Here is a 25,742-nt window from a genome sequence, read left to right on the forward strand (position 1 = left end):
TAGGTCGTAGCTGGAGCAGGTCGACTATTGTTGCAGGACGATGATGCAAATTCCGAGACCTGACGAGGGGATGCTTTGATGGCTGCTAATACAAAAATGCGACGTTTCCTGGGTGTGGGCACCGCCATGGTACTGGCCATGGGCGCGGCACAGGCAATGGCCAAAGAAGTCAGCATTGGTTACGTGGATGGTTGGGCTGACAGCGTGGCGACCACCAACGTGGCCGCCGAAGTGATCAAGCAGAAACTCGGCTACGACGTGAAGTTGCAGGCCGTGGCCACCGGGATCATGTGGCAGGGCGTGGCAACCGGCAAGCTCGACGCCATGTTGTCGGCGTGGTTGCCGGTAACCCATGGCGAGTACTGGGCCAAGAACAAGGACAACGTGGTCGACTACGGCCCGAACTTCAAGGACGCCAAGATTGGCCTGATCGTCCCTGAGTACGTCAAGGCGGTGAGCATCGCCGACCTCAAGACCGATGACACCTTCAAGCAGAAGATCGTCGGCATCGACGCCGGCTCCGGCGTAATGCTCAAGACCGACCAGGCCATCAAGGACTACGACCTGACCGGTTACAAGCTGCAGGCCAGTTCCGGCGCAGCGATGACAGCAGAACTGGGCCGTGCCTATGCCAAGCAGCAGTCGATTGCGGTGACCGGCTGGGTACCGCACTGGATGTTCGCCAAGTGGAAGCTGAAGTTCCTCGAAGACCCGAAAGGCGTGTATGGCGCCGCGGAAACCGTGAACAGCATCGGCAGCAAGGAACTGGCGACCAAGGCCCCGGAAGTGGCGGAGTTCCTGAAGAAGTTCAACTGGCAGTCGAAGGACGAGATCGGCGAAGTGATGCTGGCTATCCAGGAAGGCGCCAAGCCTGAAGCGGCGGCCAAGGACTGGGTGGCCAAGCACCCTGATCGCGTGAAGGAGTGGACTGGCAAATAACAACCTGTCAGGGCCAGTTTTGCTGCTTCGCGGGTGAACCCGCTCCTACAGGGATATCACTGCCTTCCGGGCTAGTGATGCCCCTGTGGGAGCGGGCGTGCCCGCGAATGGGCCATCACTTTGTTACGCAACCGGTAAAACACCGTTGCATCTAAGACTAAGGTCGTCTGGTTGGCGTCCGATAGCCGCATAAAGTAAGGGTCGTGGGTTCCACCCCTATCTGTGCTGCTAGGACAAAAACAATGAACGACAGCATCTACCTCTCGATACAAAACAGCCCCCGCTTCAAGGAGCTGGTCACCAAACGCGAACGGTTCGCCTGGATTCTCTCGGCGATCATGCTCGGCCTGTACTGCGCCTTCATCCTCCTGATCGCCTACGGTCCTCAGATCCTGGGCACCAAGCTCAGCCCTGAGTCGTCGATTACCTGGGGCATCCCCCTGGGCGTCGGCCTGATCGTCTCGGCATTCGTCCTGACCGCCATCTACGTACGCCGCGCCAACGGCGAATTCGATGAGCTGAACAAGGCCATCCTGAAGGAGGCGCAACAATGATTCGCCACGCCAAAGCCCTGGCCGTACTGGCCTGCGGAGCCTTCGCACCCGCCGTGTGGGCCGCCGATGCCCTGACCGGCGAGGTGCAGAAGCAACCGCTGAACGTCTCCGCGATCGCCATGTTCGTGGCCTTCGTCGCCTTCACCCTCGGTATCACCTACTGGGCCTCCAAGCGCAACAAGTCGGCGTCGGACTACTACGCCGCCGGGGGCAAGATCACCGGCTTCCAGAACGGCTTGGCGATTGCCGGTGACTACATGTCGGCCGCCTCGTTCCTGGGTATTTCCGCACTTGTGTTCACCTCTGGCTACGACGGCCTGATCTATTCGATCGGCTTCCTGGTCGGCTGGCCGATCATCCTCTTCCTGATCGCCGAACGCCTGCGCAACCTGGGCAAGTACACCTTCGCCGACGTGGCCTCGTACCGCCTTGGGCAGAAGGAGATCCGCACCCTGTCGGCCTCCGGTTCGCTGGTGGTGGTGGCGTTCTACCTGATCGCGCAGATGGTCGGTGCCGGCAAGCTGATCGAGCTGCTGTTCGGCCTGGACTACCACGTGGCGGTGATCCTGGTGGGTATCCTGATGTGCCTGTACGTGCTGTTTGGCGGCATGCTGGCCACCACCTGGGTACAGATCATCAAGGCCGTGTTGCTGCTGTCCGGTGCCAGCTTCATGGCGCTGATGGTAATGAAGCACGTGGGCTTCGACTTCAACACCCTGTTCTCCGAGGCAATCAAGGTGCACGCCAAGGGCGAGGCGATCATGAGCCCGGGCGGCCTGGTCAAGGACCCGATCTCGGCATTCTCTCTGGGCCTGGCGTTGATGTTCGGTACCGCCGGCCTGCCGCACATCCTGATGCGCTTCTTCACCGTCAGTGACGCCAAGGAAGCGCGCAAGAGCGTGCTGTACGCCACCGGCTTCATCGGCTACTTCTACATCCTCACCTTCATTATCGGCTTTGGCGCCATCCTGCTGGTCAGCACCAACCCGGACTTCAAGGACGCCGCTGGCGCCCTGCTGGGTGGCAACAACATGGCAGCGGTGCACCTGGCCAACGCCGTGGGTGGCAGCGTGTTCCTCGGCTTCATCTCGGCTGTTGCCTTCGCCACCATCCTGGCGGTGGTCGCCGGCCTGACCCTGGCCGGTGCCTCGGCGGTGTCCCACGACCTGTACGCCAGTGTATGGCGCAAGGGCAAGGCCAACGACAAGGACGAGATCCGCGTGTCGAAGATCACCACCGTCGCCCTGGGCGTACTGGCGATCGGCCTGGGCATCCTGTTCGAGAAGCAGAACATCGCCTTCATGGTCGGCCTGGCGTTCTCCATCGCGGCCAGCTGCAACTTCCCGGTACTGCTGCTCTCGATGTACTGGAAGAAGCTGACCACCCGCGGTGCCATGATCGGCGGCTGGCTGGGCCTGGTGAGCGCGGTGACGCTGATGATCCTCGGCCCGACCATCTGGGTGCAGATCCTCGGCCACGAGAAGCCGATCTACCCGTACGAGTACCCGGCGCTGTTCTCGATGCTGATCGCCTTCGTCGGTATCTGGTTCTTCTCGGTCACCGACAAGTCCAAGGCTGCCGAAGACGAACGTGCGCTGTTCTTCCCGCAATTCGTGCGTTCGCAGACTGGCTTGGGCGCTTCGGGTGCTGTTTCGCACTGATCCTTCCGGCAATGAAAAAACCGCGCTTCGGCGCGGTTTTTTTGTGTTTTCGCTGCTAGATCATGCCTAGTAGCAACAAAACCAGCAGAACTACCAGCACCACGCCGATGATGCCGGACGGGCCATAGCCCCAACTGCGCGAGTGCGGGAAGACCGGTAAGCCACCAATCAGCAGAAGGATCAGGATGATGATGAGAATCGTGGTCATGACGGAGTCCTTGCGTGGTTGAGGGTCAAGGGCCTCGGACTGCTGGCCTCTTGTAAATAAGGACCGGTGGTGAGTGTTAAAGATTCCATTTGAATGGTTGCCAGTACCGGCCTCTTCGCGGGTAAACCCGCTCCCACAGGGACAGCGCAACCCTCAGGCTTTTGATGATCCTGTGGGAGCGGGTTTACCCGCGAAGAGGCCGGTACTGACCACACAGTCATGCCCCTCCATTCACTACCTTGATGAACCCTGCCTGCCCATCAGGCCTTGATTAGACTGGTTGCACAACCCATCAGAACAAGGCCAGCCACCATGCAAAACCGCATCATGATCACCGGCGCCGGGTCCGGCCTCGGTCGCGAGATCGCCCTGCGCTGGGCGCGCGAGGGCTGGCGCCTGGCGCTGGCCGATGTCAACGAAGCCGGCCTGCGCGAAACCCTGGAGCTGGCCCGCGCAGCCGGTGGCGATGGCTTTGCCCAGCGTTGCGACGTGCGCGACTACAGCCAGCTCACCGCCCTGGCCCAGGCCTGCACCGAGCAGTTCGGTGGTATCGATGTGATCGTCAACAACGCCGGCGTTGCTTCGGGCGGGTTCTTCGCCGAACTGTCGCTGGAGGACTGGGACTGGCAGGTCGCAGTCAACCTGATGGGCGTGGTCAAGGGCTGCAAGGCCTTTCTGCCGCTGCTGGAGCGCAGCAAGGGGCGGATCATCAACATCGCCTCGATGGCTGCGCTGATGCAGGGGCCGGGCATGAGCAACTACAACGTGGCCAAGGCCGGCGTACTGGCCCTGTCGGAAAGCCTGCTGGTCGAGCTACGCGAACTGGAAGTGGCGGTGCACGTGGTGTGCCCGTCTTTCTTCCAGACCAACCTGCTGGACTCGTTCCGCGGGCCGAACCCGGCGATGAAAGCCCAGGTTGGCAAGCTGCTTGAAGGCTCGCCGATCAATGCGGCGGAGATCGCCGAATACATCCACCGGCAGGTTGCCGCTGGTGAGTTCCTGATCCTGCCCCATGAAGCCGGGCGCCAGGCCTGGCAACTGAAGCGTCAGGCACCTGAGCGGCTGTATGACGAGATGGCTGAGATGGCGGTGAAAATGCGGGCCAAGGCTCGGTCGCGATGATTCGTCTGTAAGGAAAGTTACCGGCAGATGTAGGGTGCTTCTGAATCACGGCAGAACTATTGAGTAGCCCTATGCCGTCAAGGCAGGCTCTGGTTTTCCCTTTCGCTGGAGGAACGGAGCATGCTGGTAATAGGGCGCGAAGTGGGAGAGATCATCGTGATTGGTGATGACATTCGGATCATGGTCGTGGAAACGCGGGACGGGATGGTGCGCTTTGGCGTGGACGCACCGCGGCAGGTACCGGTGCATCGGGCCGAGGTGTACAAGCGCATCAAGGAAGGGCAGCAGGCCAAAGCCCGCAGGGTTTGATGTTGCCTGTGCCGGCCTCTTCGCGGGCACGCCCGCTCCCACGGGTACTGCACCGCCCTCAAGACTTGTGAAATGCCTGTGGGAGCGGGCGAGCCCGCGAAGAGGCCAGGCCTGTTAGTCGAGCAGCTCGCGGGGCACATCATGCTTGGCCAGCAACTGGCACTGCTGGCTTTCCGGGTCGAACAGGATGAACGCCTGGCCCTTGGCCAATGCCTGGCGCACCCGCAGCACGCGGGTTTCCAGCGGGGTGTCGTCGCCGTTGTCGGTACCGTCACGGGTGACGAAGTCCTCGATCAGGCGGGTCAGGGTTTCGGCTTGCAGTTGGTCGTAAGGGATCAGCATGTTGGCGTTGCCTAGGGTGTTGGTGGGGGCATGCTACGCGAAACATTCGAGATTTTGGGGCTGCAACACAGCCCCCATGGCCTCAAGCCTTGTTGCCAACCAGGCTATCCACCGCCGGCACCCGCGTATCGCTCTCCATCTGTGCATCATGTTCCAGCTGGTGGCTGAAGCGCTCCAACGACGCATTGGCCGGCTGCGAATCACTGGCAAACACCGGCGGGCTAAGCAGGTACGCCGACAACAAGCGGCTCAACGCCGCCAGGCTGTCGATGTGTGTTCGCTCGTAGCCATGGGTGGCATCGCAACCAAAGGCTACCAGCGCGGTACGAATATCGTGCCCCGCCGTCACTGCCGAATGGGCATCGCTGAAGTAGTAGCGAAACAGATCGCGCCGCACCGGCAGGTCGTGGTCGCCGGCCAGTTTCAGCAGGTGCCGGGACAGGTGGTAGTCGTAAGGCCCCGACGAGTCCTGCATGGCCACGCTCACCGCATGCTCACTGGAGGCCTGCCCAGGCGCCACCGGGGCGATGTCGATGCCGACGAACTCGCTGACGTCCCAGGGCAGGGCGCCAGCCGCTCCCGAGCCGGTCTCTTCGGTGATGGTGAACAGCGGGTGGCAGTCGATCAACGGTTGGCGGCCGCTTTCCACCACGGCTTTCAGCGCCGCCAGCAGCGCTGCCACGCCGGCCTTGTCGTCCAGGTGGCGGGCGCTGATGTGGCCGCTTTCGGTGAATTCGGGCAGCGGGTCGAAGGCAACGAAATCACCGATGCTTACACCCAGCGCCTCGCAGTCGGCGCGGGTGGCGCAGTAGGCGTCCAGGCGCACCTCAACGTGCTCCCAGCTGACCGGCATCTGGTCGATGGCGGTGTTGAAGGCATGCCCGCTGGCCATCAGCGGCAGCACGCTGCCCCGGTATACGCCGGTATCGGTGAACACGCTGACCCGGCTGCCTTCGGCGAAGCGGCTGGACCAGCAACCGACCGGCGCCAGGGCCAGGCGGCCGTTGTCCTGCAACTGGCGCACGCTGGCGCCGATGGTGTCCAAGTGAGCGGATACGGCGCGGTCGGGCGAGGTCTGGCGGCCCTTGAGGGTGGCGCGGATGGTGCCGCGGCGGGTCAGTTCGAAAGGGATGCCCAGTTCGTCCAGGCGCTCGGCCACGTAGCGCACGATGGTGTCGGTGAAGCCGGTGGGGCTGGGGATGGCGAGCATCTCCAGCAGCACGCGCTTGAGGTAGTCGAGATCGGGTTCGGGATGTCGGTCGGACATGGTTGGGGACTCCTTTACTCCTGAGCCGGCCTCTTCGCGGGTAAACCCGCTCCCACAGGGCCCCACAGAGCCCGAGTGCAGCACCGTACCTGTGGGAGCGGGTTTACCCGCGAAGAGGCCAGCAGCGGTTACGCCAAAGGCCGGCTATGCGGAAACAGCAGATCGATAAAACGCTCGGCGGTCGGTTGCGGTTCATGGTTGGCCAAGCCGGCACGCTCGTTGGCCTCGATGATCACGTACTCAGGTTGCCCGGCATCGCGCACCATGAAGTCCAGCCCCACCACCGGGATCTCCAGCGCCCGTGCAGCGCGCACGGCGGCGTCGGCCAGCACCGGGTGCAGGCGTTCGGTCACGTCTTCCAGGGTGCCGCCGGTGTGCAGGTTGGCGGTGCGTCGCACGGCCAGGCGCTGGCCGGCGGGCAACACGTCGTCGTAGCCAAAGCCCGCCGCGCGCAGGGTGCGCTCGGTTTCGTCATCCAGTGGAATGCGGCTTTCGCCACCGGTTGCGGCCTGGCGCCGACGGCTCTGGGCATCGATCAGCTCGCGGATGCTGTGCTTGCCATCGCCCACCACTTGCGCTGGGTGGCGGATGGCTGCCGCCACCACTTCATAGCCGATCACCACGACGCGCAGGTCATGCCCGGCATGGAAGCTTTCCAGCAACACGCGGCTGTCGAACTGGCGGGCATGCGCCACGGCTTGGGTGATGTCGTCGATGCAGGTGAGGTTCACCGCCACGCCCTGGCCTTGCTCGCCATCGACCGGCTTGACCACCACCGCGCCATGCTCTTCGAGAAACGCCAGGTTGTCGTCGGCATTGCCGGCCAGCTGCTGCGCCGGCACCTGCAGCCCGGCATTGTGCAAGGCATGTTGGGTAAGGCGCTTGTCCTGGCACAGGGTCATGGTCACGGCGCTGGTCAGGTCGCTGAGCGACTCACGGCAGCGAATGCGGCGCCCGCCCAGGCTGAGGGTGAACAGGCCGCCGGCGGCATCGTCGACTTGTACCTCGATGCCTCGACGCAGCGCTTCGTCGACGATGATGCGTGCGTAGGGGTTGAGGTCGGCTTGAGGCCCCGGCCCCAGAAACAGCTGTTCGTTGATGCCGTTCTTGCGCTTGACCGCGAAGGTCGGCAGGTTGCGAAAACCCAGCTTCTGGTAAAGGCGCTTGGCCTGGCGGTTGTCGTGCAGCACCGACAGGTCCAGGTAGGCCAGGCCGCGGCTCATGAAGTGTTCGATCAGGTGGCGCACCAGCACCTCGCCCACGCCGGGGCGGGTGCAGTGCGGGTCTACCGCCAGGCACCAGAGGCTGCTGCCGTGCTCGGGGTCGTCGAACGCCTTGGCGTGGTTCAGGCCCATGACGCTGCCGATCACCGCGCCGCTGTCTTCGTCCTCGGCCAGCCAGTACGCCGGGCCGCCCAGGTGCAGAGGCGTAAGCAGCTCGGCGTCGACCGGCAACATGCCGCGCGCCTGGTACAGGGTGTTTATCGCCTGCCAGTCGCCCGGGTTCTGCGCCCGGCGCACACGAAAGCCGCGGAACACTCGCTGCGCCGGGCGGTAGTCGGTGAACCACAGGCGCAGGGTATCGGACGGGTCGAGGAACAGTTGTTGCGGGGCCTGGGCCAGCAGCTGCTGCGGCGCGGCCACGTACAGGGCGATATCGCGCTCGCCGGGGCGTTCTTCCAGCAGGTCGGCGGCCAGGTCGGCCGGGTTGGGGTAGGTGTGGCCGATCAGCAGCCGGCCCCAGCCGCAATGTACGGCGCGCGGCTGGTCGTGGGGCTGGCTGCCGTCGCCGGCCAGGCGCGCCTGCAGGCGCTCGTAGGACGGCGCCTGGCCGCGCAGCAGGCGCTGACCGTAAGCGATTTCATGGGCTTTCATCGGTCAGATTCCTTGTTCGCTCAGCCACAGGTTCAGCGCCGCCAGCTGCCACAGCTTGGAGCCGCGTAGCGGTGTCAGCTGGCCGTGCGGGTTGCTCAGCAGGCGGTCGAGCATGGCCGGGTTGAACAGCCCGCGGTCTTGGCTGGGGTCGGTCAGCAGTTCACGTACCCAGCCGAGGGTGGCGCCTTCCAGATGCTTCAGGCCCGGCACCGGGAAGTAGCCCTTCTTGCGGTCGATCACCTCGTGCGGGATCACCCGCCGCGCCGCCTGCTTGAGCACCTGCTTGCCGCCGTCGGGCAGCTTGAAGCGTGCCGGAATGCGTGCCGAAAGCTCCACCAGCCGGTAGTCGAGGAATGGCGTGCGCGCCTCCAGGCCCCAGGCCATGGTCATGTTGTCGACCCGTTTGACCGGGTCGTCGACCAGCATCACCGTGCTGTCCAGGCGCAGCGCCTTGTCTACCGCATCGGGGGCGCCAGGGCGGGCGAAGTGTTCACGGACGAAGTCGCCCGCTGCGTCGCTTTCCAGCAGCCAGGGTGCCTGCACGGTGTCGCGGTACTCGGCGTGGCTGCGATCGAAGAAGGCTTCGCGGTAGGCGGCAAAGGCATCCTCTGCGCCGTCCACCTGCGGGTACCAGTGGTAGCCGGCGAACAGCTCGTCGGCGCCCTGGCCGCTTTGCACGCCCTTGCAGTGCCTGGCCACTTCCCGCGACAGCAGGTAAAAGGCGATGCAGTCATGGCTGACCATGGGTTCGCTCATGGCGCGGAAGGCGGCTGGCAACTGGTCGATGATTTCGTGCTCGGCAATGCGCAGCTGGTGGTGACGGGTGCCGTAGTGCTTGGCGATCAGGTCGGAGTACTGGAACTCGTCGCCGCGTTCGCCACCGGCGTCCTCGAAACCGATGGAGAAGGTCGACAGGTCATCCACGCCCACTTCGCGCAGCAGGCCGACCAGCAGGCTGGAATCGACCCCGCCAGACAGCAGTACACCTACGTCCACTGCTGCCCGTTGGCGAATGGCCACGGCGTCGCGGGTGGCGTCGAGCACGCGGGTGGTCCAGCCTTCCAGGTCCAGCTCACGTTCATCGGGGTTGGCGCCGTAGTGCAGCTGCCACCAAGTCTGGCGTTCCACTTCGCCATGACGATCGATGCGCATCCAGGTACCGGGTTCCAGCTTCTGCACGTTGGCCAGCAGGGTGCGTGGCGCCGGCACCACGGCGTGGAAATTCAGGTAGTGGTTGAGTGCCACCGGGTCGAGCATCGGGTCGATGTCACCCCCCTTGAGCAGCGCTGGCAGGGTCGAGGCGAAGCGCAGGCGCTCGCCGTTGCGCGACAGGTACAAGGGCTTTACGCCCAGGCGGTCGCGGGCGAGGAACAGGCGCTGGTTGTCGCGTTCCCAGATGGCCAGGGCGAACATGCCATTGAGCTTGGGCAGCAGGGCCGCGCCCCAGGCGTGGTAGCCCTTCAGCAACACCTCGGTGTCGCCGTCGGACCAGAAGCTGTAGCCCAGGGCCTGCAGCTCCTGGCGCAGTTCGGGGAAGTTGTAGATGGCGCCGTTGAAGGCCAGCGACAGGCCCAGGGTGTTGTCCACCATCGGCTGGGCAGAGCCGTCGGACAGGTCCATGATTTTCAGGCGCCGGTGGCCGAGGGCGATCGGGCCTTGGCTATGGAAGCCCCAGGCATCCGGGCCGCGGGGCGCCAGGTGGTGGGTTATGCGCTCTACCGCAGCCAGGTCGGCTGGGCGAGGGGCTTGGTCGATGGGTGTAAAACGCAACTCTCCTGCTAATCCGCACATAGGTCCTTACCGGTTTTTCCGTTGGGGAGGGGGTGCCCCGGATTAGGGCACCTTAAGGAACTGACCCATGTGGTTTGCGAGAGTTTTAGATCGATCTGTTATATGGGGCTGCTGCGCAGCCCTTCGCGGGGTCGCCCGCGAAGGGCCGCACAGCGGCCCCAATCCCCTATTTCCCGCGAATCAACCTGCGCAAGGCAAACCGATTCGGGTGGCACGCCTCCGCCACCGCCCGTGGCAACGGCAGCGGTTCCCCGCACACCCACGCCGCCACCAGTTCGCCGCTCAACGGCGCCGTGATCAACCCGCGCGAGCCGTGCCCGCTGTTCACATACAACCCATCCAGCCAGGGGCAGGCCACATCCGGCACCTGCCGCGCATCCCGGCTCAGTACTGCATAGGCCTGGGCGAACGCCTGCGCATCCGCCACCGGCCCAACGATCGGCAGGTAATCCGGGCTGGTGCAACGGAACGCTGCACGCCCCTGCAATTGCCCGGGGTCCAGTTCGGTGCTGCCCAGGCGCTGGGCCAGATCGACCGAAATCTCGTCCAGCAATGCCAGGTTGCCCTGGTGCTCGGTCACCGTCGGCGCCAGGTCTGTGCTGTGGAAGTCGAAGCTCGCGCCCAAGGTGTGTTCATCGCCGCGCGGCGGCGCTACATAGCCTTCCGCACACACCACGGTGCGCAGCGCGCGGCTGCTGGGGGTGGCCGGCAGGCGGGTGATCTGCCCGCGGATGCGCTTGAGCGGCAGCTGCGCGCATGGTTCGAAGCGCAGTACGTCGGCGGCACCGGCCAGCACCACCACCGGCGCGCTGGCCAGCAAACGTTCGCCAGCCCAGGCTTGCCACTGCCCGTCGACCTTGCGCAGCTCGAGCACCTCCTGGTGCGTCAGCAGGCGAATACCCGGGTGCTGCAACTGCTGTTGGCACAGCGCCGGCGGGTGCACCCAGCCACCTTCGGGATAGAACAGCCCGCCAGCCGGCAAGGCCACACCTGCGATGGCTTCGGCTTCTGCACGTTCCAGCGAGTGCAGCAGGCCATGTTCGAAGGCCCCAGCCAGTTTGCCCTGGCGTTCGGCTTCCTTGCTGTCGAAGGCCAGTTGCAGCACGCCGCAGGCATCCCAGTCATGGCCACGTTGCAGGCGCTGCAGCTGGCGCCGGGTGTAACCGAAACCGGCCAGGATCATCTGCGACAACGCCGTGCCATGGGCGGACAGCTTGAGGTACAGCACCCCTTGCGGGTTACCCGAAGCTTCCCGAGCCGGCGTGTCGTGGCGTTCCAGCACGGTAACCTGCCAGCCACGCCGTGCCAGGCTGGCGGCGGTGGTGCTGCCGGCGAGCCCGGCGCCTATCACCAGCGCTTCACGCGGCCCCGCAACGGCAGCCGGGCGCGCATACCATGGCGCACCGGGGCTGGGCACAGGGCCGACATAGGCGCCGCTCATCACTTCCCATTTCTTGCCGATGCCCGGCACCTTCTTCATGGCGAAGCCGGCATCGACCAGGCTGCGGCGTACCCAGCCGGTGGTGGTGAAGGTGCCCAGCACCGTGCCCGGGTGTGACAGCCGTGCCAGTTGCGCGAACAGCTCCGGGGTCCACATGTCGGGGTTCTTGGCCGGCGCGAAGCCGTCGAGGAACCACACATCGATCTGCGCATCGAGTTGCGGCAGCTGCTCCAGTACGTCGCCTACCAGCAGGGTGAGGGTGACCCGGCCGTTGTCGAAGGTGAACTGCTGGAAGCCAGGGTGCACCGCCACGTACTGCTCCAGCAGGGGCTGGCTGTAGGCCGCCAGTTCCGGCCACAGGCGTATGGCACGGGCCAGGTCGTCGCGACCGAGGGGGTATTTTTCGACGCTGACGAAATGCAGGCGGGCCTCGGCATGGGCGTGCTGCTCGAACAGTTGCCAGGCGCAGTAGAAATTCATGCCGGTGCCGAACCCGGTTTCGCCGATCACCACGCAGGCGTGCGGGGCGAGGTTGGCAAAGCGCTCGGCCAGACGGGTTTGCCCGAGAAACACGTGCCTGGTTTCTTCGATGCCTTCGTTGACTGCGAAATAGACGTCGTCGTATTGCCGCGAATGGGGGCGGCCCTGGTCGTCCCAGTCGATCTGGGCGTGCTGGAGGAGGGTGGACATGGTTGGCTCGGTTGCAGCGGATGGGCGGATTTTATGCCATCTGAGGATTTTGCGCTGGCTGTGCCGGCCCTATCGCCGGCACGCCCGCTCCCACAGGTACTGCACAAGCCTTCAAATCCGCTAGTCTTGCTTATCCATTGAAGGAGCCAGTGCATGTTCGAATCCGCAGAAATCGGCCACAGCATCGACAAGGAGGCTTACGACGCCGAGGTACCCGCTTTGCGCGAGGCCCTGCTCGAAGCCCAGTACGAACTCAAGCAGCAGGCGCGCTTCCCGGTGATCGTGCTGATCAACGGTATCGAAGGCGCCGGCAAGGGCGAGACGGTCAAACTGCTGAACGAGTGGATGGACCCGCGCATGATCGATGTGCTCACCTTCGACCAGCAGACCGACGAAGAGCTGGCCCGCCCGCCGGCCTGGCGCTACTGGCGGGCCCTGCCACCCAAGGGGCGGATGGGCGTGTTCTTCGGCAACTGGTACAGCCAGATGCTGCAGGGGCGGGTGCACGGGGTGTTCAAGGATGCCGTGCTCGACCAGGCCATCACCGGCGCCGAACGCCTGGAAGAGATGCTGTGCGACGAAGGTGCGCTGATCATCAAGTTCTGGTTCCACCTGTCCAAGAAGCAGATGAAGGCGCGGCTGAAATCGCTCAAGGACGACCCGCTGCACAGCTGGAAGATCAGCCCGCTGGACTGGCAGCAGTCGGAAACCTACGACCGTTTCGTGCGCTTTGGTGAGCGCGTGCTGCGCCGCACCAGCCGCGACTACGCGCCATGGCATGTCATCGAGGGCGTCGACCCGAACTACCGCAGCCTGGCGGTAGGGCGCATCCTGCTGGAAAGCCTGCAGGCGGCACTGGACAACAACCCCAAAGGCAAGCACCAGGGCAACGTCGCCCCGCTGGGCCGCAGCATCGACCAGCGCAGCCTGCTCGGCGCGCTGGACATGACCCTGCGCCTGGACAAGTCCGACTACCAGGAGCAACTGGTCACCGAGCAGGCCCGCCTGGCCGGCCTGCTGCGCCACAAGCACATGCGCCGGCATGCCTTGGTGGCGGTGTTCGAAGGCAACGACGCTGCCGGCAAAGGGGGCGCCATCCGCCGCGTGGCGGCAGCGCTGGACCCGCGCCAGTACCGCATCGTGCCCATTGCCGCACCCACTGAAGAAGAACGCGCGCAGCCATACCTGTGGCGGTTCTGGCGGCACATTCCGGCGCGTGGCAAGTTCACCATCTTCGACCGTTCCTGGTATGGGCGGGTGCTGGTGGAACGTGTGGAAGGATTCTGCAGCCCGGCGGACTGGATGCGTGCCTACAGCGAGATCAACGATTTCGAGGAACAGCTGGTGAATGCCGGCACGGTGTTGGTCAAGTTCTGGTTGGCGATCGACCAGCAGACCCAGCTGGAGCGTTTCGAAGAGCGCGAGCAGATCCCGTTCAAGCGTTACAAGATCACCGAGGATGACTGGCGCAACCGCGACAAATGGGACGACTATGTCCAGGCGGTGGGCGACATGGTCGACCGCACCAGCACCGAAATTGCGCCGTGGACGCTGGTGGAGGCCAACGACAAGCGCTGGGCGCGGGTGAAGGTGTTGCGCACCATCAACCAGGCGCTTGAGGCGGCGTTTGCCAGGGACAAGAAATAATCGAAGTTCCTGTTTGCCTGTGCCGGCCTCTTCGCGGGTGAACCCGCTCCCACAGGAATACCACAGGGCTGAATCTTGCGTGATCCTTGTGGGAGCGGGTTTACCCGCGAAGAGGCCAGAACAGGCAGCACAACTGCCAAGCCATGCCACAGAAGAATGACCTGATGAATTCTTTTCCCGGCACCCACCACCGTCCCCGCCCTCCAAGCCCGTAGAATTCAACCACCCCCACCACGGGCTCGATCGAGGATTTTATGCACACCATTACCGGCCGCTGGGGCTATGGCCTTTTCCTGGCACTTTTGACGGCGTTGCTCTGGGGCATCCTGCCGATCAAGCTCAAGCAGGTGCTGCAAGTGGTCGACCCGGTCACCGTCACCTGGTACCGCCTGCTGGTCTCCGGCGGCCTGCTGTTCGCCTGGTTGGCCGCCAAGCGCAGGCTGCCTTCCTTCAGCAAGCTGACGCCCAAGGGCAAAGGCCTGGTGGTAGTGGCCGTGCTTGGCCTGATGGGCAATTACGTGCTGTATTTGATCGGCCTGAACCTGCTCAGCCCGGGCACCGCGCAACTGGTCGTGCAGATCGGCCCGGTGCTGTTGCTGGTGGCCAGCGTGTTCGTGTTCCGCGAGCGCTTCAGCCTGGGGCAGGGCGTGGGCCTGCTGATCCTGCTGGCGGGGTTCGGGCTGTTTTTCAACCAGCGCCTGGAAGAGCTGCTGACCTCGCTCGGCACCTATACCACCGGCGTGCTGACCATCCTGCTGGCCACCAGCGTCTGGGTGTTCTATGCGCTCAGCCAGAAGCAGTTGCTGACGGTGTGGCATTCGCAGCAGGTAATGATGGTGATCTACCTCAGTTGCGCCGCGCTGCTGACACCCTGGGCCCACCCGTTGGAGGCGTTGCAGCTGACCCCGGTGCAAGGCTGGCTGTTGCTGGCCTGTTGCCTGAACACCCTGGTGGCCTATGGCGCGTTCGCCGAGGCGCTGGCGCACTGGGAGGCGTCGCGGGTGAGTGCCACGCTGGCGCTGACCCCGCTGGTGACCTTTGTCGCGGTGGCACTGGCGGCGTTGGTGTGGCCTGAGTATGTGCACGCCGAGGACATCAATGCCCTGGGCTATGTGGGGGCGGTGACCGTGGTGCTAGGCTCTGCGCTGGTGGCACTGGGGCCTTCGCTGGTGGCCGGGTGGCGCGCCCGCAGGGCGCGGTTGGCCCAGGCTCAATGATCGCCTGTACCGGCCTCTTCGCGGGTGAACCCGCTCCCACAGGCATCCCACAATATTCAGCCTTGTGGTAATCCTGTGGGAGCGGGTTCACCCGCGAAAGGGCCGGTAAAGGCAGTGCACGACTCAGCCCTTGCCCCCCGGAGCCAGCATGTTCTCCGGCCTCACCCACTGGTCGAACTGCTCATTGGTCAGGTACTTCAACTCCAGTGCCGCCTCGCGCAAGGTCTTGCCTTCGCTATAGGCCTTCTTGGCAATTTCTGCCGCCTTGTCATAGCCAATATGCGGGTTCAGTGCCGTCACCAGCATCAACCCCCGCTCCAGGTGTGCCGCCATCTGCTCGGCATCCGGCTCGATGCCCGCCACGCAGTGCTGCTGGAAGTTGCGGCAGCCATCAGCCAGCAATTCGATCGACTGCAGCAGGTTGTGGATGATCACCGGCTTGAACACGTTCAGTTGCAAATGCCCCTGGCTGGCGGCAAAGCCGATCGCCGCGTCGTTGCCCAGCACCTGACAGGCCAGCATCGACAGCGCCTCGCACTGGGTAGGGTTGACCTTGCCTGGCATGATCGAGCTGCCTGGCTCGTTGGCCGGCAGGCGTACCTCGGCCAGCCCGGCGCGCGGGCCGGAACCCAGCAGGCGCAGGTCATTGGCGATTTTCATCAGGGCCACGGCCAGGGTCTTCAGGGCGCCGGCCAGGCTGGTCAGCGGCTCGTGGCCGGCGAGGGCAGCGAACTTGTTCGGCGCAGTGACGAACGGCAGGCCGGATAGCGCCGCCAGCTCGGCGGCGATGGCTTCGGCAAAACCATGCGGGGCGTTGAGCCCGGTACCCACGGCAGTGCCACCCTGGGCCAGTTCGCACACCGCCGGCAGGGTGGCGCGGATGGCACGCTGGGCGTAGTCGAGCTGCGCGACGAAGGCCGAGACCTCCTGGCCGAAGGTGATCGGCGTGGCGTCCATCATGTGCGTGCGGCCGGTCTTTACCAGCTTGTGGTGGCGTGCCGACAGCTCGGCCAGCCCCGAGGACAGCTCGGCGATGGCCGGCAGCAGCTTTTCGTGCACCGCCTGCGCCGCAGCGATGTGCATGGCGGTGGGGAAGCAGTCGTTGGAGCTCTGCGAGCGGTTGACGTGATCGTTGGGGTGTACGGGCGCCTTGCCGCCACGGCCTTTGCCGGCCAGTTCATTGGCCCGCCCGGCGATCACTTCGTTGACGTTCATGTTGCTCTGGGTGCCGCTGCCGGTCTGCCAGACCACCAGCGGGAACTGGTCGTCATGCTCGCCGCCCAGCACTTCGTCGGCGGCCTGTTCGATCAGCCGGGCGATGTCGGCCGGCAAGTCGCCGTTGCGGTCGTTGACGCGTGCCGCGGCCTTCTTGATCAGCGCCAGGGCATGCAGCACCGCGATGGGCATGCGTTCCTTGCCAATGGCGAAGTTGATCAGCGAACGCTGGGTCTGCGCACCCCAGTAGGCGTCCTCAGGAACTTCGACCGGGCCCAGGCTGTCTGTCTCGATACGGCTCATTCTGTACTCACTCCCTTGTAGTTCGAAATCGCAGTTTAGGCCCTGATTCGACCGAGCGGTTCCGTCGCTCGTCGTGCCACTTGAGCACATCGCCACCACGGCGCAGAATGCTCTACTCTGAGGTACCCGCCTCCCTCTCTTCTGAAGGAAATGCAATGACCCGTCTCCGTGTCCTTTGTGCCGCCGTTGCCCTGGCTTGCGCCAGCGGCCAGGTACTCGCTGCCACCGCCAGCCACAACGCTGCTGCCGAGAAATTCCTGACCCTGGCCAACGCCGACAAGCTGGGCACCCCGGTGTACATGCAGGTCCAGCAGATGTTCGCCCAGCGTTTCGCCCAGACCAAGGCCCCGGCCACCAAGCAGCCGGTGCTGGAAAGCTACCAGGCCAAGGCCAACGCCGCGCTGGACAACGCCATCGGCTGGAACAAGCTGAAGCCGAAGATGGTCGACCTGTACACCCAGACCTTCACCGAGCAGGAGCTCAAGGACCTGGTCAAGTTCTACGAATCGCCGCTGGGCAAGAAAGTGCTGCGCGAAATGCCCAAGGTCACCCAGCAGTCGGCCCAGCTGACCCAGCAGAGCCTGGAGCCAGCGGTACCGGTGGTTAACAAGCTGCTGGACGACATGACCAAGGAACTGGACCCGAACGCTGGCAAGGCCGCCGCCCCGGCGAAGAAGTGAGTACGCCGCGATGACCATGCAACAGCGTATCGAACAGCAGCTGGCCGCCCTGGCGCCGCAACACCTGCAAGTGCTCAATGAAAGCCACATGCACAGTCGTGGTCAGGAGACCCACTACAAGGCAGTGATCGTCAGCGAGCAGTTTGCCGGGTTGAACAGCGTCAAGCGCCACCAGAAGGTGTACGCCACCATGGGTGAGCTGATGGGCGAGATCCATGCCCTGGCCATCCACACCTACACCGCCGAAGAGTGGGCCAAGGTCGGCGTTGCACCGGCCTCGCCGGTGTGCGCGGGCGGCGGGCACTGAAACCTTGTTGTTGTTCTGGTAGAATCCGCAACATCCCAAAAGGGGGCTGCTGTGCAGCCCATCGCCGGCAAGCCGGCTCCCACAGGTAAAGTGCCCTTCTTGAGTGTGGCGCAATACATGTGGGAGCTGGCTTGCCGGCGATGGGGCGCGCAGCGGCCCCCTGTTTCTTGTGTAACCCGGTCCGCCCCTTACGAGGGCAACCACTGGAGATCCTGCTTCATGTCCCAACCCATCGTCGTCGCGGCGCTTTACAAGTTCGTCACCCTGGAAGACTACGTCGAGCTGCGCGAGCCGCTGCTCAAGACCATGCTCGACAACAACGTCAAGGGCACCCTGCTGCTGGCCCACGAGGGCATCAACGGCACCGTGTCGGCCACCCGCGAAGGCATCGACGGCCTGCTGGCCTGGTTGCGCAACGACCCACGCCTGGCCGATGTCGACCACAAGGAGTCGTACTGCGACGAACAGCCGTTCTACCGCACCAAGGTCAAGCTCAAGAAAGAGATCGTAACCCTCGGCGTACCGGGCGTGGACCCGAACCAGGCGGTCGGCACCTACGTCGAGCCCAAGGACTGGAACGCGCTGATCAGCGACCCGGAAGTACTGCTGATCGACACCCGCAACGACTACGAAGTGGCCATCGGCACCTTCAAGGGCGCCATCGACCCGAAGACCGAAACCTTCCGCGAGTTCCCCGACTACATCAAGGCCAACTTCGATCCCAGCAAGCACAAGAAGGTTGCGATGTTCTGTACCGGCGGTATCCGTTGCGAAAAAGCCTCCAGCTACATGCTCGGTGAAGGCTTCGAGGAGGTCTATCATCTTAAGGGCGGCATCCTGAAATACTTCGAGGAAGTGCCTCAGGAAGAAAGCCTGTGGGACGGCGACTGCTTCGTCTTCGACAACCGCGTCACGGTGCGCCATGACCTGAGCGAAGGCGAGTACGACCAGTGCCACGCCTGCCGCCACCCGATCAACGCAGAGGAGCGCGCGTCCGAGCACTATTCGCCAGGGGTCAGCTGCCCGCACTGCTGGGACACCCTGAGCGAGAAGACCCGGCGTAGCGCCATCGACCGGCAGAAGCAGATCGAGCTGGCCAAGGCCCGCAACCTGCCGCACCCGATCGGTTACAACTACAAAGCCGAGGCTTGATGCATGTCTGCCCGCCTGATCTATGTGATGGACCCGATGTGCTCCTGGTGCTGGGGTTTCGCACCCGTGGCCGCGGCCCTGATCGCCCAGGCGCGTGACGCAGGCGTGCCTACCCGCCTGGTGCCGGGCGGGCTGCGTACCGGCGGCAGTGCCCTGGACAGCTCTACCCGCAAGTACATCCTTGAACACTGGCAGGCGGTGGCCGACGCCACCGGCCAGCCGTTCCGCTTCGAGGGGGCCATGCCCGACGGCTTCGTCTACGACACCGAGCCGGCCTGCCGTGCCCTGGTCACCGCCCGCGAGCTGGACGCCGAACGCGTCTGGCCGCTGCTGGCGCTGATCCAGCGTTCGTTCTACGAGCAGGGCGTGGACGTCACCATTGCGCCGCATCTGGTCGACCTGGCCGAACAGGCAGGCTTCGACCGCACCGTGTTCGCCGAGGCCTTCGCCTGTGCCGACACCCGCGCCGCCACTGTAGCCGATTTCAGCTGGGCCCAGGACCTGGGCATCGCCGGTTTCCCGACCTTGCTGGCCGAACGCAATGGCCAACTGGCCCTGCTGACCAACGGCTATCAGCCGCTGGAGCGCCTGCAACCCTTGCTCGGCCGCTGGCTGCAGCAGGCCGCCTGTGCTTGATGTGCCTGGGTCACCCGACCCGGTGCCGGGCAAGCCCCACACTGCGGCCGATCGACTGAGCTGGGCGGAAATCCGCCGCCTGGCCCTGCATCACAAGAAAAACCTCTGGTCCGCCAACTTCATCGCCGTATTGGCGGCCTGCTGCAGCGTGCCCATCCCGCTGTTGCTGCCGCTGCTGGTGGACGAAGTGCTGCTGGGCCACGGCGATGCCGCGCTGAAGTGGATGAACCACCTGCTGCCGTCCAGCTGGCAGGTGGCGGCGGGCTACATCGGCCTGATGTTGCTGCTGACCCTGTGCCTGCGCCTGGCCGCGCTGGCGTTCAACGTGATCCAGGCCAAGCTGTTTGCCGGCCTGGCCAAGGACATCGTCTATCGCCTGCGCATTCGCCTGATAGAGCGGCTCAAGCGCATCTCGCTGAAGGAATACGAAAGCCTGGGTAGCGGCACGGTAACCACCCATCTGGTCACTGACCTGGACACCCTCGACAAGTTCGTCGGCGAAACCCTGAGCCGCTTCCTGGTGGCCATGCTGACCCTTACCGGCACGGCGGCCATCCTGATCTGGATGCACTGGCAGCTGGCCATGCTGATCTTGCTGTTCAACCCGCTGGTGATCTATTTCACCGTGCAGCTGGGCAAGCGCGTCAAGCACCTGAAAAAGCTCGAGAACGACAGCACCGCACGCTTTACCCAGGCGCTGGCGGAAACCCTCGACGCCATTCAGGAAATCCGTGCCGGTAACCGCCAAGGCTACTTCCTCGGTCGCCTTGGCCTGCGCGCCCGCGAAGTGCGGGACTACGCCGTGGACTCGCAGTGGAAGAGCGATGCCAGCGGCCGCGCCAGTGGCCTGCTGTTCCAGTTCGGCATCGATATCTTCCGCGCCGCGGCCATGCTCACCGTGCTGTTCTCCGACCTGTCGATCGGCCAGATGCTGGCGGTATTCAGCTACCTGTGGTTCATGATCGGCCCGGTGGAGCAGCTGCTAAACCTGCAATACGCCTACTACGCCGCCGGCGGTGCATTGAGCCGCCTCAACGAACTGCTGGCACGTGCCGACGAGCCGCAGTACCCGGCGGCCAGCGACCCGTTCGCCGGCCGCGAGACGGTAGGTATCGAAGTACGCGACCTGCGCTTTGCCTATGCCGACGAGCCGGTGCTCGAGCACCTCGACCTGTCCATCGCCCCGGGCGAGAAGGTGGCGATAGTCGGCGCCAGCGGTGGCGGCAAGAGCACCCTGGTGCAGCTGTTGCTGGGGCTTTACAGCGCCCAGGCCGGCACCATCCGCTTTGGCGGTGCCAGCCTGCAGGAAATCGGCCTGGAAACCCTGCGTGAAAACGTCGCGGTGGTGTTGCAGCACCCGTCGTTGTTCAACGACACCGTGCGCGCCAACCTGACCATGGGCCGTGACTGCAGCGACGAGGCCTGCTGGCAGGCACTGCGCATCGCCCAGCTGGATGCCACCATCGCCGCCTTGCCGCAGGGCCTGGACAGTGTGGTGGGGCGCTCCGGCGTGCGCTTGTCCGGTGGCCAGCGCCAGCGCCTGGCCATTGCCCGCATGGTGCTGGCCGAACCCAAGGTGGTGATCCTCGACGAAGCCACCTCGGCCCTGGATGCCGCCACTGAATACAACCTGCACCAGGCCCTGGCGCGCTTCCTCAGCGGCCGCACCACACTGATCATCGCCCACCGCCTGTCGGCGGTGAAACAGGCCGACCGGGTGCTGGTGTTCGACGGCGGGCATGTGGCCGAGGATGGCGACCACCAGCAGCTGATTGCCGAGGGTGGGTTGTATGCCAAGCTTTACGGGCACCTGCAGCAGAGCTGAATTTGTGTCTGCCTGTGCGGGCCCCTGTGGGAGCGGCCTTGCGTCGCGAAAGGGCCGCAAAGCGGCCCCAGACAATCAAGGCAGATGCAGAAATTGCCGGGGCTGCTTTGCAGCCCTTTCGCGACGCAAGGCCGCTCCCACAGTGCCAGTTCAGGCCATATGCAAATCACCCCCCTTTCCTGCCATAAAAAACCCAACCGCCGGGATGGCAAATGGCCTACGCTGTGCTTTGTCTGGGTTGATTTGCGCCTTATCTGCTCTGTGACAGGGACTCCATGAAGGGACATCGCACTCTAGAAGCGCCAAAGTTGCTCGGCATCACCTGGCCCTTCATCGCCGTTGTGGTCTTCCAGGTAGCCTTGGGCAGCCTGAGCCTTTATACGCTCTCGGCCGTGCGTGCCTACGTCGCGGGCGAAAGCCTGTGGTCCAAGGCGCAGAAAGACGCCATCTACTACCTCAACCTGTACGCCGAAACCCGCGACGACAGCACCTATCAGCGCTATCGCCAGGCCATCACCGTGCCCCAGGGCGACCACCAACTGCGCGAAGTGATGGACCAGCCCAGCCCCGACCTGGATGCCGCACGCCAGGCCGTGCTGCAAGGCGGCAACCACCCCGACGATGTCGAGCGGATCATCTGGTTCTACCGTAACTTTCGCAACGTAAGCTACATGCAGACGGCCATCGACTACTGGGACATCGGCGACGACTACCTGGGCAAGCTGGATATGCTGGCCGTGGAAATGCGCAGCAGCTTCGCCGCTGGCTCGGTCGACGCCCGCACGGTCAGCGACTGGAAGGCGCGCATCGTCACCATCAACGAAGGGGTAACCCCGGCCGCCAAGGCGTTCAGCGATGCCTTGGGCGAAGGCTCGCGCATGCTGCTGCGGGTGCTGCTGATCACCAACCTGCTGACCGCGATGTTCCTGATTGCCATTGCCTGGCGCCGCTCCAGCAAGCTGCTGGCCCAGCGCCAGGCCTTTGCCAGCGCCCTGCAAGAAGAAAAGGAGCGGGCGCAGATTACCCTGCAGGCCATTGGCGATGCGGTGATTACCACCGATGTGGAGGGCAGTATCGGCTACATGAACCCGGCCGCCGAACAACTGACCCACTGGCAGGCCGGCCAAGCCCAGGGCCTGCCGTTGTCGGCGCTGTTCAGCCTGGTGGACGAGCAGGCCGAGGAAGACGGCCGCAGCCTGGTCGAGCAGGTGCTCAGTGGCAGCCTCAAGGGCGGCGCCGAGCATGCCCGGCTGATCCAGCGCCTGGACGGCAGCACTGTGTCGGTCAACCTGGTCGGCTCGCCGATCGTCAATGACGGCCAGGTCAGCGGTATCGTGCTGGTGCTGCACGACATGACCCAGGAGCGCCAGTACATCGCCAACCTGTCCTGGCAGGCGACCCATGACGCCCTGACCGGCCTGGCCAACCGCCGCGAGTTCGAATACCGCCTGGAGCAGGCGCTCAATGACCTGGCGCGCCAGGCCGGGCGGCATTCGCTGATGTTCCTGGACCTCGACCAGTTCAAGCTGGTCAACGATACCTGCGGGCATGCCGCCGGCGACGAGCTGCTGCGGCACATCTGCGCCGTGCTGCAGTCCGGCCTGCGCGAGGGCGATACCCTGGCCCGGCTGGGTGGTGACGAATTTGGCGTGCTGCTGGAAAACTGCCCGCCCGACCAGGCCGAGCGCATTGCCGAGCAGCTGCGCCAGCTGGTGCAGAGCCTGCATTTCGTGTGGAAAGGGCGGCCGTTCGTCACCACCGTCAGTGTCGGCCTGGTGCACATGGCCCAGTCCCCCGGCACCCTCGAAACCTCGCTGCGCGCCGCCGACATGGCTTGCTACATGGCCAAGGAAAAGGGCCGCAACCGCGTGCAGGTGTACCATGCCGACGACAGCGAGCTGTCCATGCGCTTTGGTGAAATGGCCTGGATCCAGCGCTTGCACGTGGCCCTGGAAGAAAACCGCTTCTGCCTGTACGCCCAGGAAATCGCCCCGCTGAAAACCTTCGAAGGCCCCGGCCATATCGAGATCCTGCTGCGCCTGCACGACGAAAGCGGGCGTACCATCCTGCCCAGCAGTTTCATCCCGGCGGCCGAGCGCTACGGCCTGATGACCGCGCTGGACCGCTGGGTGGTGCGCAATGTGTTCCTGGTCATCCGCCAGTGCCTGGACGAAGGGCGCGAGGGGCCGCTGTCGATCTGTGCGATCAACCTGTCGGGGTCGAGCATTGGCGATGACAAGTTCCTCGAGTACCTGCAACGCCTGTTCGTCGAATACGCCATTCCGCCGCGGATGATCTGTTTCGAAATCACCGAAACCAGCGCCATAGCCAACCTTGGCAGCGCCATCCGTTTCATCAACGAGTTGAAGGGGCTGGGTTGTCGCTTCTCGCTCGACGATTTCTGCGCCGGCATGTCGTCGTTCGCCTATCTCAAGCATTTGCCCGTGGATTACCTGAAGATCGACGGGAGTTTCGTCAAGGACATGCTCGACGACCCGGTCAACCGGGCCATGGTCGAGGTCATCAACCACATCGGTCACGTAATGGGCAAGCGCACCATTGCCGAATTCGTCGAAACACCCTTGATCGAGCAGGCCTTGCAGGAAATCGGCGTGGATTACGCCCAGGGCTACCTCATCGAACGCCCTCAGGTGTTCACCTGTGACAGTCTGCAGCGCCAACGGATCGCCGCCCGGCCTCTGTTGCAGCGGGCACCTGGCACGTTTCGCTAGCTAGAAATCACAAGGATCAAGGAGCTGAAAGTGATTGACGCATTCGTTCGTATCGGGCCTTTGATGGATCCCGCCAGCTACCCCCAATGGGCCCAGCAACTGATTGAAGACTGCCGCGAGAGCAAGCGCCGGGTAGTCGAGCATGAGTTCTACGCGCGCCTGCGCGATGGCCAGTTGAAGCAATCGACCATTCGCCAGTACCTGATCGGTGGCTGGCCGGTGGTGGAGCAGTTTTCGCTGTACATGGCCCACAACCTGACCAAGACCCGCTATGGTCGGCACCAGGGCGAAGACATGGCGCGGCGCTGGCTGATGCGCAACATCCGTGTCGAGCTCAACCACGCCGACTATTGGGTGAACTGGTGCCAGGCGCATGGCGTGCACCTGCACGAGCTGCAGGCCCAGGAAGTGCCGCCTGAACTGAACGGCCTGAACGACTGGTGCTGGCGCGTGTGCGCCACCGAGAACCTGGCCATTTCCATGGCGGCGACCAACTACGCCATCGAAGGTGCGACCGGTGAATGGTCGGCGGTGGTGTGCTCCACCGACACCTATGCGCTGGGCTTCCCGGAGGACCAGCGCAAGCGGGCGATGAAGTGGCTGAAGATGCATGCCCAGTATGACGACGCGCACCCGTGGGAGGCGCTGGAGATCATCTGCACCCTGGCGGGCGAGAACCCGACCCTGGGGCTGCGCAATGAACTGCGCAAGGCGATTTGCAAGAGCTACGACTGCATGTACCTGTTCCTGGAACGGTGCATGCAGCTGGAAGGGCGCCAGCAGGGGCGCATGCGCCCGGTGTTGGCAGCGGGCTGATCGCTCTTCTGTCCCGGCCTCTTCGCGGGTAAACCCGCTCCCACAAGTATTGCGCTGCCCTCATGGGCGGTGAATAACCCTGTGGGAGCGGGTTCACCCGCGAAAGGGCCAGTACCGGCAAAAGCCTTATTGGGCGTTGAACGCCTGCCCATTCACCCCTTTGCTGTCCGGCCCCATCAGGTACAGGTACACCGGCATGATCTCTTCCGGCAGCGGGTTGTTCTGCGGGTTTTCGCTAGGGTAGGCCTGTGCCCGCATCGCCGTGCGCGTGGCGCCCGGGTTGATGCTGTTGGAGCGCACCGGTGCCACGCCTTCCAGTTCATCGGCCAGGGTTTGCATCAGGCCCTCGGTGGCGAACTTGGACACGCCATAGGCGCCCCAGTAGGCCCGGCCCTTGCGCCCGACACTGCTGCTGGTGAACACCACCGAAGCGTCTTCCGACAGCTTCAGCAGCGGCAGCAGGGTGCTGGTGAGCATGAAGGTGGCATTGACGTTGATGTGCATCACGCGCATGAAGTTGTCACCCGACAGCTGCTCCAGCGGCGTACGCGGGCCGATGATCGAAGCGTTGTTCAGCAGGCCGTCGAGGCGGCCGAACTGGTCTTCGATCATCACCGCCAGTTCGTCGTACTGGTGGGGCAGGGCGGTTTCCAGGTTGAACGGGATCACCACGGGTTGCGGGTGCCCGGCGGCTTCGATCTGGTCGTAGACCTCGTTGAGATTGGACTCGGTCTTGCCCAGCAGCAGCACAGTAGCGCCCAGCGCAGCGTAGGCCTTGGCGGCAGCGGCGCCGATGCCGCGGCCGGCACCGGTAACCAGGATGACCCGGCCTTGCAGCAGGTCGGGGCGGGCGGTGTAGTCGAACATGGTAGGTCCTTCGAGTTCGTTGGCGCGGCACCGTCCCCTGTGGGAGCGGGTTTACCCGTGAATGCGTACTATCAGACGCTGGTATCGCCTGGGCTGGCGCATTCGCGGGTGAACCCGCTCCCACAGGGGCTGTGCTGCGGTCTAGAC

The 25,742-nt window shown here is 64.3% G+C and carries 22 protein-coding genes; 14 read left to right on the plus strand and 8 right to left on the minus strand.

Annotated features, from left to right (window positions below):
- The first annotated feature begins 78 nt into the window (after positions 1-78).
- The 3 genes from QN085_RS06530 to QN085_RS06540 all read left to right on the plus strand — a co-directional run bounded on the left by QN085_RS06530 (position 79) and on the right by QN085_RS06540 (position 3,154).
- The gene (locus QN085_RS06530) at positions 79-939 is read left to right on the plus strand and encodes a glycine betaine ABC transporter substrate-binding protein (RefSeq protein ID WP_054573879.1); all 861 of its coding nucleotides are present in this window, start codon (positions 79-81) and stop codon (positions 937-939) included.
- 242 nt (positions 940-1,181) lie between these two features.
- The gene (locus QN085_RS06535; protein WP_003260090.1) at positions 1,182-1,493 is read left to right on the plus strand and encodes a DUF485 domain-containing protein; all 312 of its coding nucleotides are present in this window, start codon (positions 1,182-1,184) and stop codon (positions 1,491-1,493) included.
- Positions 1,490-3,154 carry a cation acetate symporter gene (locus QN085_RS06540; protein WP_013971432.1) on the plus strand — a complete coding sequence of 555 codons (1,665 nt, stop codon included), beginning with the start codon at positions 1,490-1,492 and terminating at the stop codon, positions 3,152-3,154. The genes QN085_RS06535 and QN085_RS06540 overlap by 4 nt, the downstream gene beginning before the upstream one ends.
- Positions 3,155-3,209: 55 nt before the next feature.
- Here QN085_RS06540 and QN085_RS06545 read toward each other — a convergent pair whose 3' ends face one another.
- The gene (locus tag QN085_RS06545; protein WP_013971433.1) at positions 3,210-3,362 is read right to left on the minus strand and encodes a DUF3309 family protein; all 153 of its coding nucleotides are present in this window, start codon (positions 3,360-3,362) and stop codon (positions 3,210-3,212) included.
- A 312-nt stretch (positions 3,363-3,674) separates the two neighbouring features.
- Here QN085_RS06545 and QN085_RS06550 point away from each other — a divergent pair, with 312 nt between their 5' ends.
- Together QN085_RS06550 and csrA are read left to right on the plus strand one after the other, a co-directional pair.
- On the plus strand, positions 3,675-4,484 hold the full coding sequence (locus QN085_RS06550) for an SDR family oxidoreductase (RefSeq protein WP_013971434.1): 810 nt from the start codon (positions 3,675-3,677) through the stop codon (positions 4,482-4,484).
- 120 nt (positions 4,485-4,604) lie between these two features.
- Positions 4,605-4,793 carry a carbon storage regulator CsrA gene (gene csrA / locus QN085_RS06555; protein ID WP_003259056.1) on the plus strand — a complete coding sequence of 63 codons (189 nt, stop codon included), beginning with the start codon at positions 4,605-4,607 and terminating at the stop codon, positions 4,791-4,793.
- A gap of 114 nt (positions 4,794-4,907) precedes the next feature.
- On the opposite strand, the gene QN085_RS06560 is transcribed toward csrA, so the two are convergent.
- From QN085_RS06560 to mnmC, 5 genes are all read right to left on the minus strand, one after another.
- Positions 4,908-5,135, minus strand: coding sequence for a YheU family protein (locus QN085_RS06560; protein WP_013971435.1), 228 nt, complete (start codon positions 5,133-5,135; stop codon positions 4,908-4,910).
- 82 nt (positions 5,136-5,217) lie between these two features.
- Entirely contained in the window at positions 5,218-6,402 is a 1,185-nt protein-coding gene (locus QN085_RS06565; protein ID WP_013971436.1) for an osmoprotectant NAGGN system M42 family peptidase, read from the minus strand.
- Between the two features lie 128 nt (positions 6,403-6,530).
- On the minus strand, positions 6,531-8,276 hold the full coding sequence (gene ngg / locus QN085_RS06570; protein WP_047594872.1) for an N-acetylglutaminylglutamine synthetase: 1,746 nt from the start codon (positions 8,274-8,276) through the stop codon (positions 6,531-6,533).
- 3 nt (positions 8,277-8,279) lie between these two features.
- Positions 8,280-10,067, minus strand: a complete 1,788-nt coding sequence (locus QN085_RS06575) for an N-acetylglutaminylglutamine amidotransferase (protein WP_013971438.1) — start codon at positions 10,065-10,067, stop codon at positions 8,280-8,282.
- 166 nt (positions 10,068-10,233) lie between these two features.
- Positions 10,234-12,198 (minus strand): bifunctional tRNA (5-methylaminomethyl-2-thiouridine)(34)-methyltransferase MnmC2/FAD-dependent 5-carboxymethylaminomethyl-2-thiouridine(34) oxidoreductase MnmC1, encoded by a 1,965-nt coding sequence (mnmC, locus tag QN085_RS06580; RefSeq protein WP_013971439.1) that lies wholly within the window; start codon positions 12,196-12,198, stop codon positions 10,234-10,236.
- A 153-nt stretch (positions 12,199-12,351) separates the two neighbouring features.
- Between mnmC and pap the strand changes: the two genes are divergently transcribed.
- Both pap and QN085_RS06590 read left to right on the plus strand, forming a co-directional pair.
- Positions 12,352-13,845, plus strand: coding sequence for a polyphosphate:AMP phosphotransferase (pap, locus tag QN085_RS06585; protein ID WP_013971440.1), 1,494 nt, complete (start codon positions 12,352-12,354; stop codon positions 13,843-13,845).
- 254 nt (positions 13,846-14,099) lie between these two features.
- Positions 14,100-15,062, plus strand: a complete 963-nt coding sequence (locus QN085_RS06590) for a DMT family transporter (RefSeq protein ID WP_169775072.1) — start codon at positions 14,100-14,102, stop codon at positions 15,060-15,062.
- A gap of 123 nt (positions 15,063-15,185) precedes the next feature.
- Here the strand turns inward: QN085_RS06590 and QN085_RS06595 are convergent, their stop codons facing one another.
- The gene (locus tag QN085_RS06595; RefSeq protein ID WP_285690031.1) at positions 15,186-16,580 is read right to left on the minus strand and encodes a class II fumarate hydratase; all 1,395 of its coding nucleotides are present in this window, start codon (positions 16,578-16,580) and stop codon (positions 15,186-15,188) included.
- A 155-nt stretch (positions 16,581-16,735) separates the two neighbouring features.
- On the opposite strand from QN085_RS06595, the gene QN085_RS06600 reads away from it, so the two are divergent.
- The 7 genes from QN085_RS06600 to QN085_RS06630 all read left to right on the plus strand — a co-directional run bounded on the left by QN085_RS06600 (position 16,736) and on the right by QN085_RS06630 (position 24,728).
- Positions 16,736-17,260, plus strand: a complete 525-nt coding sequence (locus QN085_RS06600; protein WP_003259051.1) for a DUF2059 domain-containing protein — start codon at positions 16,736-16,738, stop codon at positions 17,258-17,260.
- Between the two features lie 10 nt (positions 17,261-17,270).
- On the plus strand, positions 17,271-17,567 hold the full coding sequence (locus QN085_RS06605; RefSeq protein ID WP_003252644.1) for a BolA family protein: 297 nt from the start codon (positions 17,271-17,273) through the stop codon (positions 17,565-17,567).
- Between the two features lie 219 nt (positions 17,568-17,786).
- On the plus strand, positions 17,787-18,719 hold the full coding sequence (trhO, locus tag QN085_RS06610) for an oxygen-dependent tRNA uridine(34) hydroxylase TrhO (RefSeq protein ID WP_013971443.1): 933 nt from the start codon (positions 17,787-17,789) through the stop codon (positions 18,717-18,719).
- 3 nt (positions 18,720-18,722) lie between these two features.
- On the plus strand, positions 18,723-19,355 hold the full coding sequence (locus QN085_RS06615; protein WP_013971444.1) for a DsbA family protein: 633 nt from the start codon (positions 18,723-18,725) through the stop codon (positions 19,353-19,355).
- Entirely contained in the window at positions 19,348-21,180 is a 1,833-nt protein-coding gene (locus QN085_RS06620) for an ABC transporter ATP-binding protein (RefSeq protein ID WP_013971445.1), read from the plus strand. Before QN085_RS06615 ends, QN085_RS06620 begins: the two co-directional genes overlap by 8 nt.
- Positions 21,181-21,455: 275 nt before the next feature.
- Positions 21,456-23,912, plus strand: coding sequence for an EAL domain-containing protein (locus tag QN085_RS06625; protein ID WP_044046904.1), 2,457 nt, complete (start codon positions 21,456-21,458; stop codon positions 23,910-23,912).
- A gap of 30 nt (positions 23,913-23,942) precedes the next feature.
- A complete protein-coding gene (locus QN085_RS06630; RefSeq protein WP_015269299.1) occupies positions 23,943-24,728 on the plus strand; it encodes an iron-containing redox enzyme family protein in 786 nt (261 codons plus the stop codon).
- Positions 24,729-24,854: 126 nt separating this feature from the next.
- Here the strand turns inward: QN085_RS06630 and QN085_RS06635 are convergent, their stop codons facing one another.
- Positions 24,855-25,595, minus strand: coding sequence for a YciK family oxidoreductase (locus tag QN085_RS06635; RefSeq protein WP_013971448.1), 741 nt, complete (start codon positions 25,593-25,595; stop codon positions 24,855-24,857).
- Positions 25,596-25,742 lie beyond the last annotated feature (147 nt).

The sequence above is a fragment of the Pseudomonas sp. M2(2023) genome (assembly GCF_030263955.1).
In the GTDB taxonomy this organism is placed as follows: Bacteria; Pseudomonadota; Gammaproteobacteria; order Pseudomonadales; family Pseudomonadaceae; genus Aquipseudomonas; species Aquipseudomonas asiatica.

Excerpts from the sequence above, each read along its gene's own strand:
- QN085_RS06530 (WP_054573879.1), top strand. The coding sequence starts at position 79 with ATGGCTGCTAATACAAAAATGCGACGTTTCCTGGGTGTGGGCACCGCC.
- QN085_RS06535 (WP_003260090.1), top strand. The coding sequence starts at position 1,182 with ATGAACGACAGCATCTACCTCTCGATACAAAACAGCCCCCGCTTCAAG.
- pap (WP_013971440.1), top strand. The coding sequence starts at position 12,352 with ATGTTCGAATCCGCAGAAATCGGCCACAGCATCGACAAGGAGGCTTAC.
- QN085_RS06545 (WP_013971433.1), bottom strand. The coding sequence starts at position 3,362 with ATGACCACGATTCTCATCATCATCCTGATCCTTCTGCTGATTGGTGGC.
- QN085_RS06625 (WP_044046904.1), top strand. The coding sequence starts at position 21,456 with ATGAAGGGACATCGCACTCTAGAAGCGCCAAAGTTGCTCGGCATCACC.
- QN085_RS06560 (WP_013971435.1), bottom strand. The coding sequence starts at position 5,135 with ATGCTGATCCCTTACGACCAACTGCAAGCCGAAACCCTGACCCGCCTG.
- csrA (WP_003259056.1), top strand. The coding sequence starts at position 4,605 with ATGCTGGTAATAGGGCGCGAAGTGGGAGAGATCATCGTGATTGGTGAT.
- QN085_RS06550 (WP_013971434.1), top strand. The coding sequence starts at position 3,675 with ATGCAAAACCGCATCATGATCACCGGCGCCGGGTCCGGCCTCGGTCGC.
- trhO (WP_013971443.1), top strand. The coding sequence starts at position 17,787 with ATGTCCCAACCCATCGTCGTCGCGGCGCTTTACAAGTTCGTCACCCTG.
- QN085_RS06600 (WP_003259051.1), top strand. The coding sequence starts at position 16,736 with ATGACCCGTCTCCGTGTCCTTTGTGCCGCCGTTGCCCTGGCTTGCGCC.
- ngg (WP_047594872.1), bottom strand. The coding sequence starts at position 8,276 with ATGAAAGCCCATGAAATCGCTTACGGTCAGCGCCTGCTGCGCGGCCAG.
- QN085_RS06595 (WP_285690031.1), bottom strand. The coding sequence starts at position 16,580 with ATGAGCCGTATCGAGACAGACAGCCTGGGCCCGGTCGAAGTTCCTGAG.
- QN085_RS06605 (WP_003252644.1), top strand. The coding sequence starts at position 17,271 with ATGACCATGCAACAGCGTATCGAACAGCAGCTGGCCGCCCTGGCGCCG.
- QN085_RS06565 (WP_013971436.1), bottom strand. The coding sequence starts at position 6,402 with ATGTCCGACCGACATCCCGAACCCGATCTCGACTACCTCAAGCGCGTG.
- QN085_RS06635 (WP_013971448.1), bottom strand. The coding sequence starts at position 25,595 with ATGTTCGACTACACCGCCCGCCCCGACCTGCTGCAAGGCCGGGTCATC.
- mnmC (WP_013971439.1), bottom strand. The coding sequence starts at position 12,198 with ATGTCCACCCTCCTCCAGCACGCCCAGATCGACTGGGACGACCAGGGC.
- QN085_RS06575 (WP_013971438.1), bottom strand. The coding sequence starts at position 10,067 with ATGTGCGGATTAGCAGGAGAGTTGCGTTTTACACCCATCGACCAAGCC.
- QN085_RS06540 (WP_013971432.1), top strand. The coding sequence starts at position 1,490 with ATGATTCGCCACGCCAAAGCCCTGGCCGTACTGGCCTGCGGAGCCTTC.
- QN085_RS06590 (WP_169775072.1), top strand. The coding sequence starts at position 14,100 with ATGCACACCATTACCGGCCGCTGGGGCTATGGCCTTTTCCTGGCACTT.
- QN085_RS06615 (WP_013971444.1), top strand. The coding sequence starts at position 18,723 with ATGTCTGCCCGCCTGATCTATGTGATGGACCCGATGTGCTCCTGGTGC.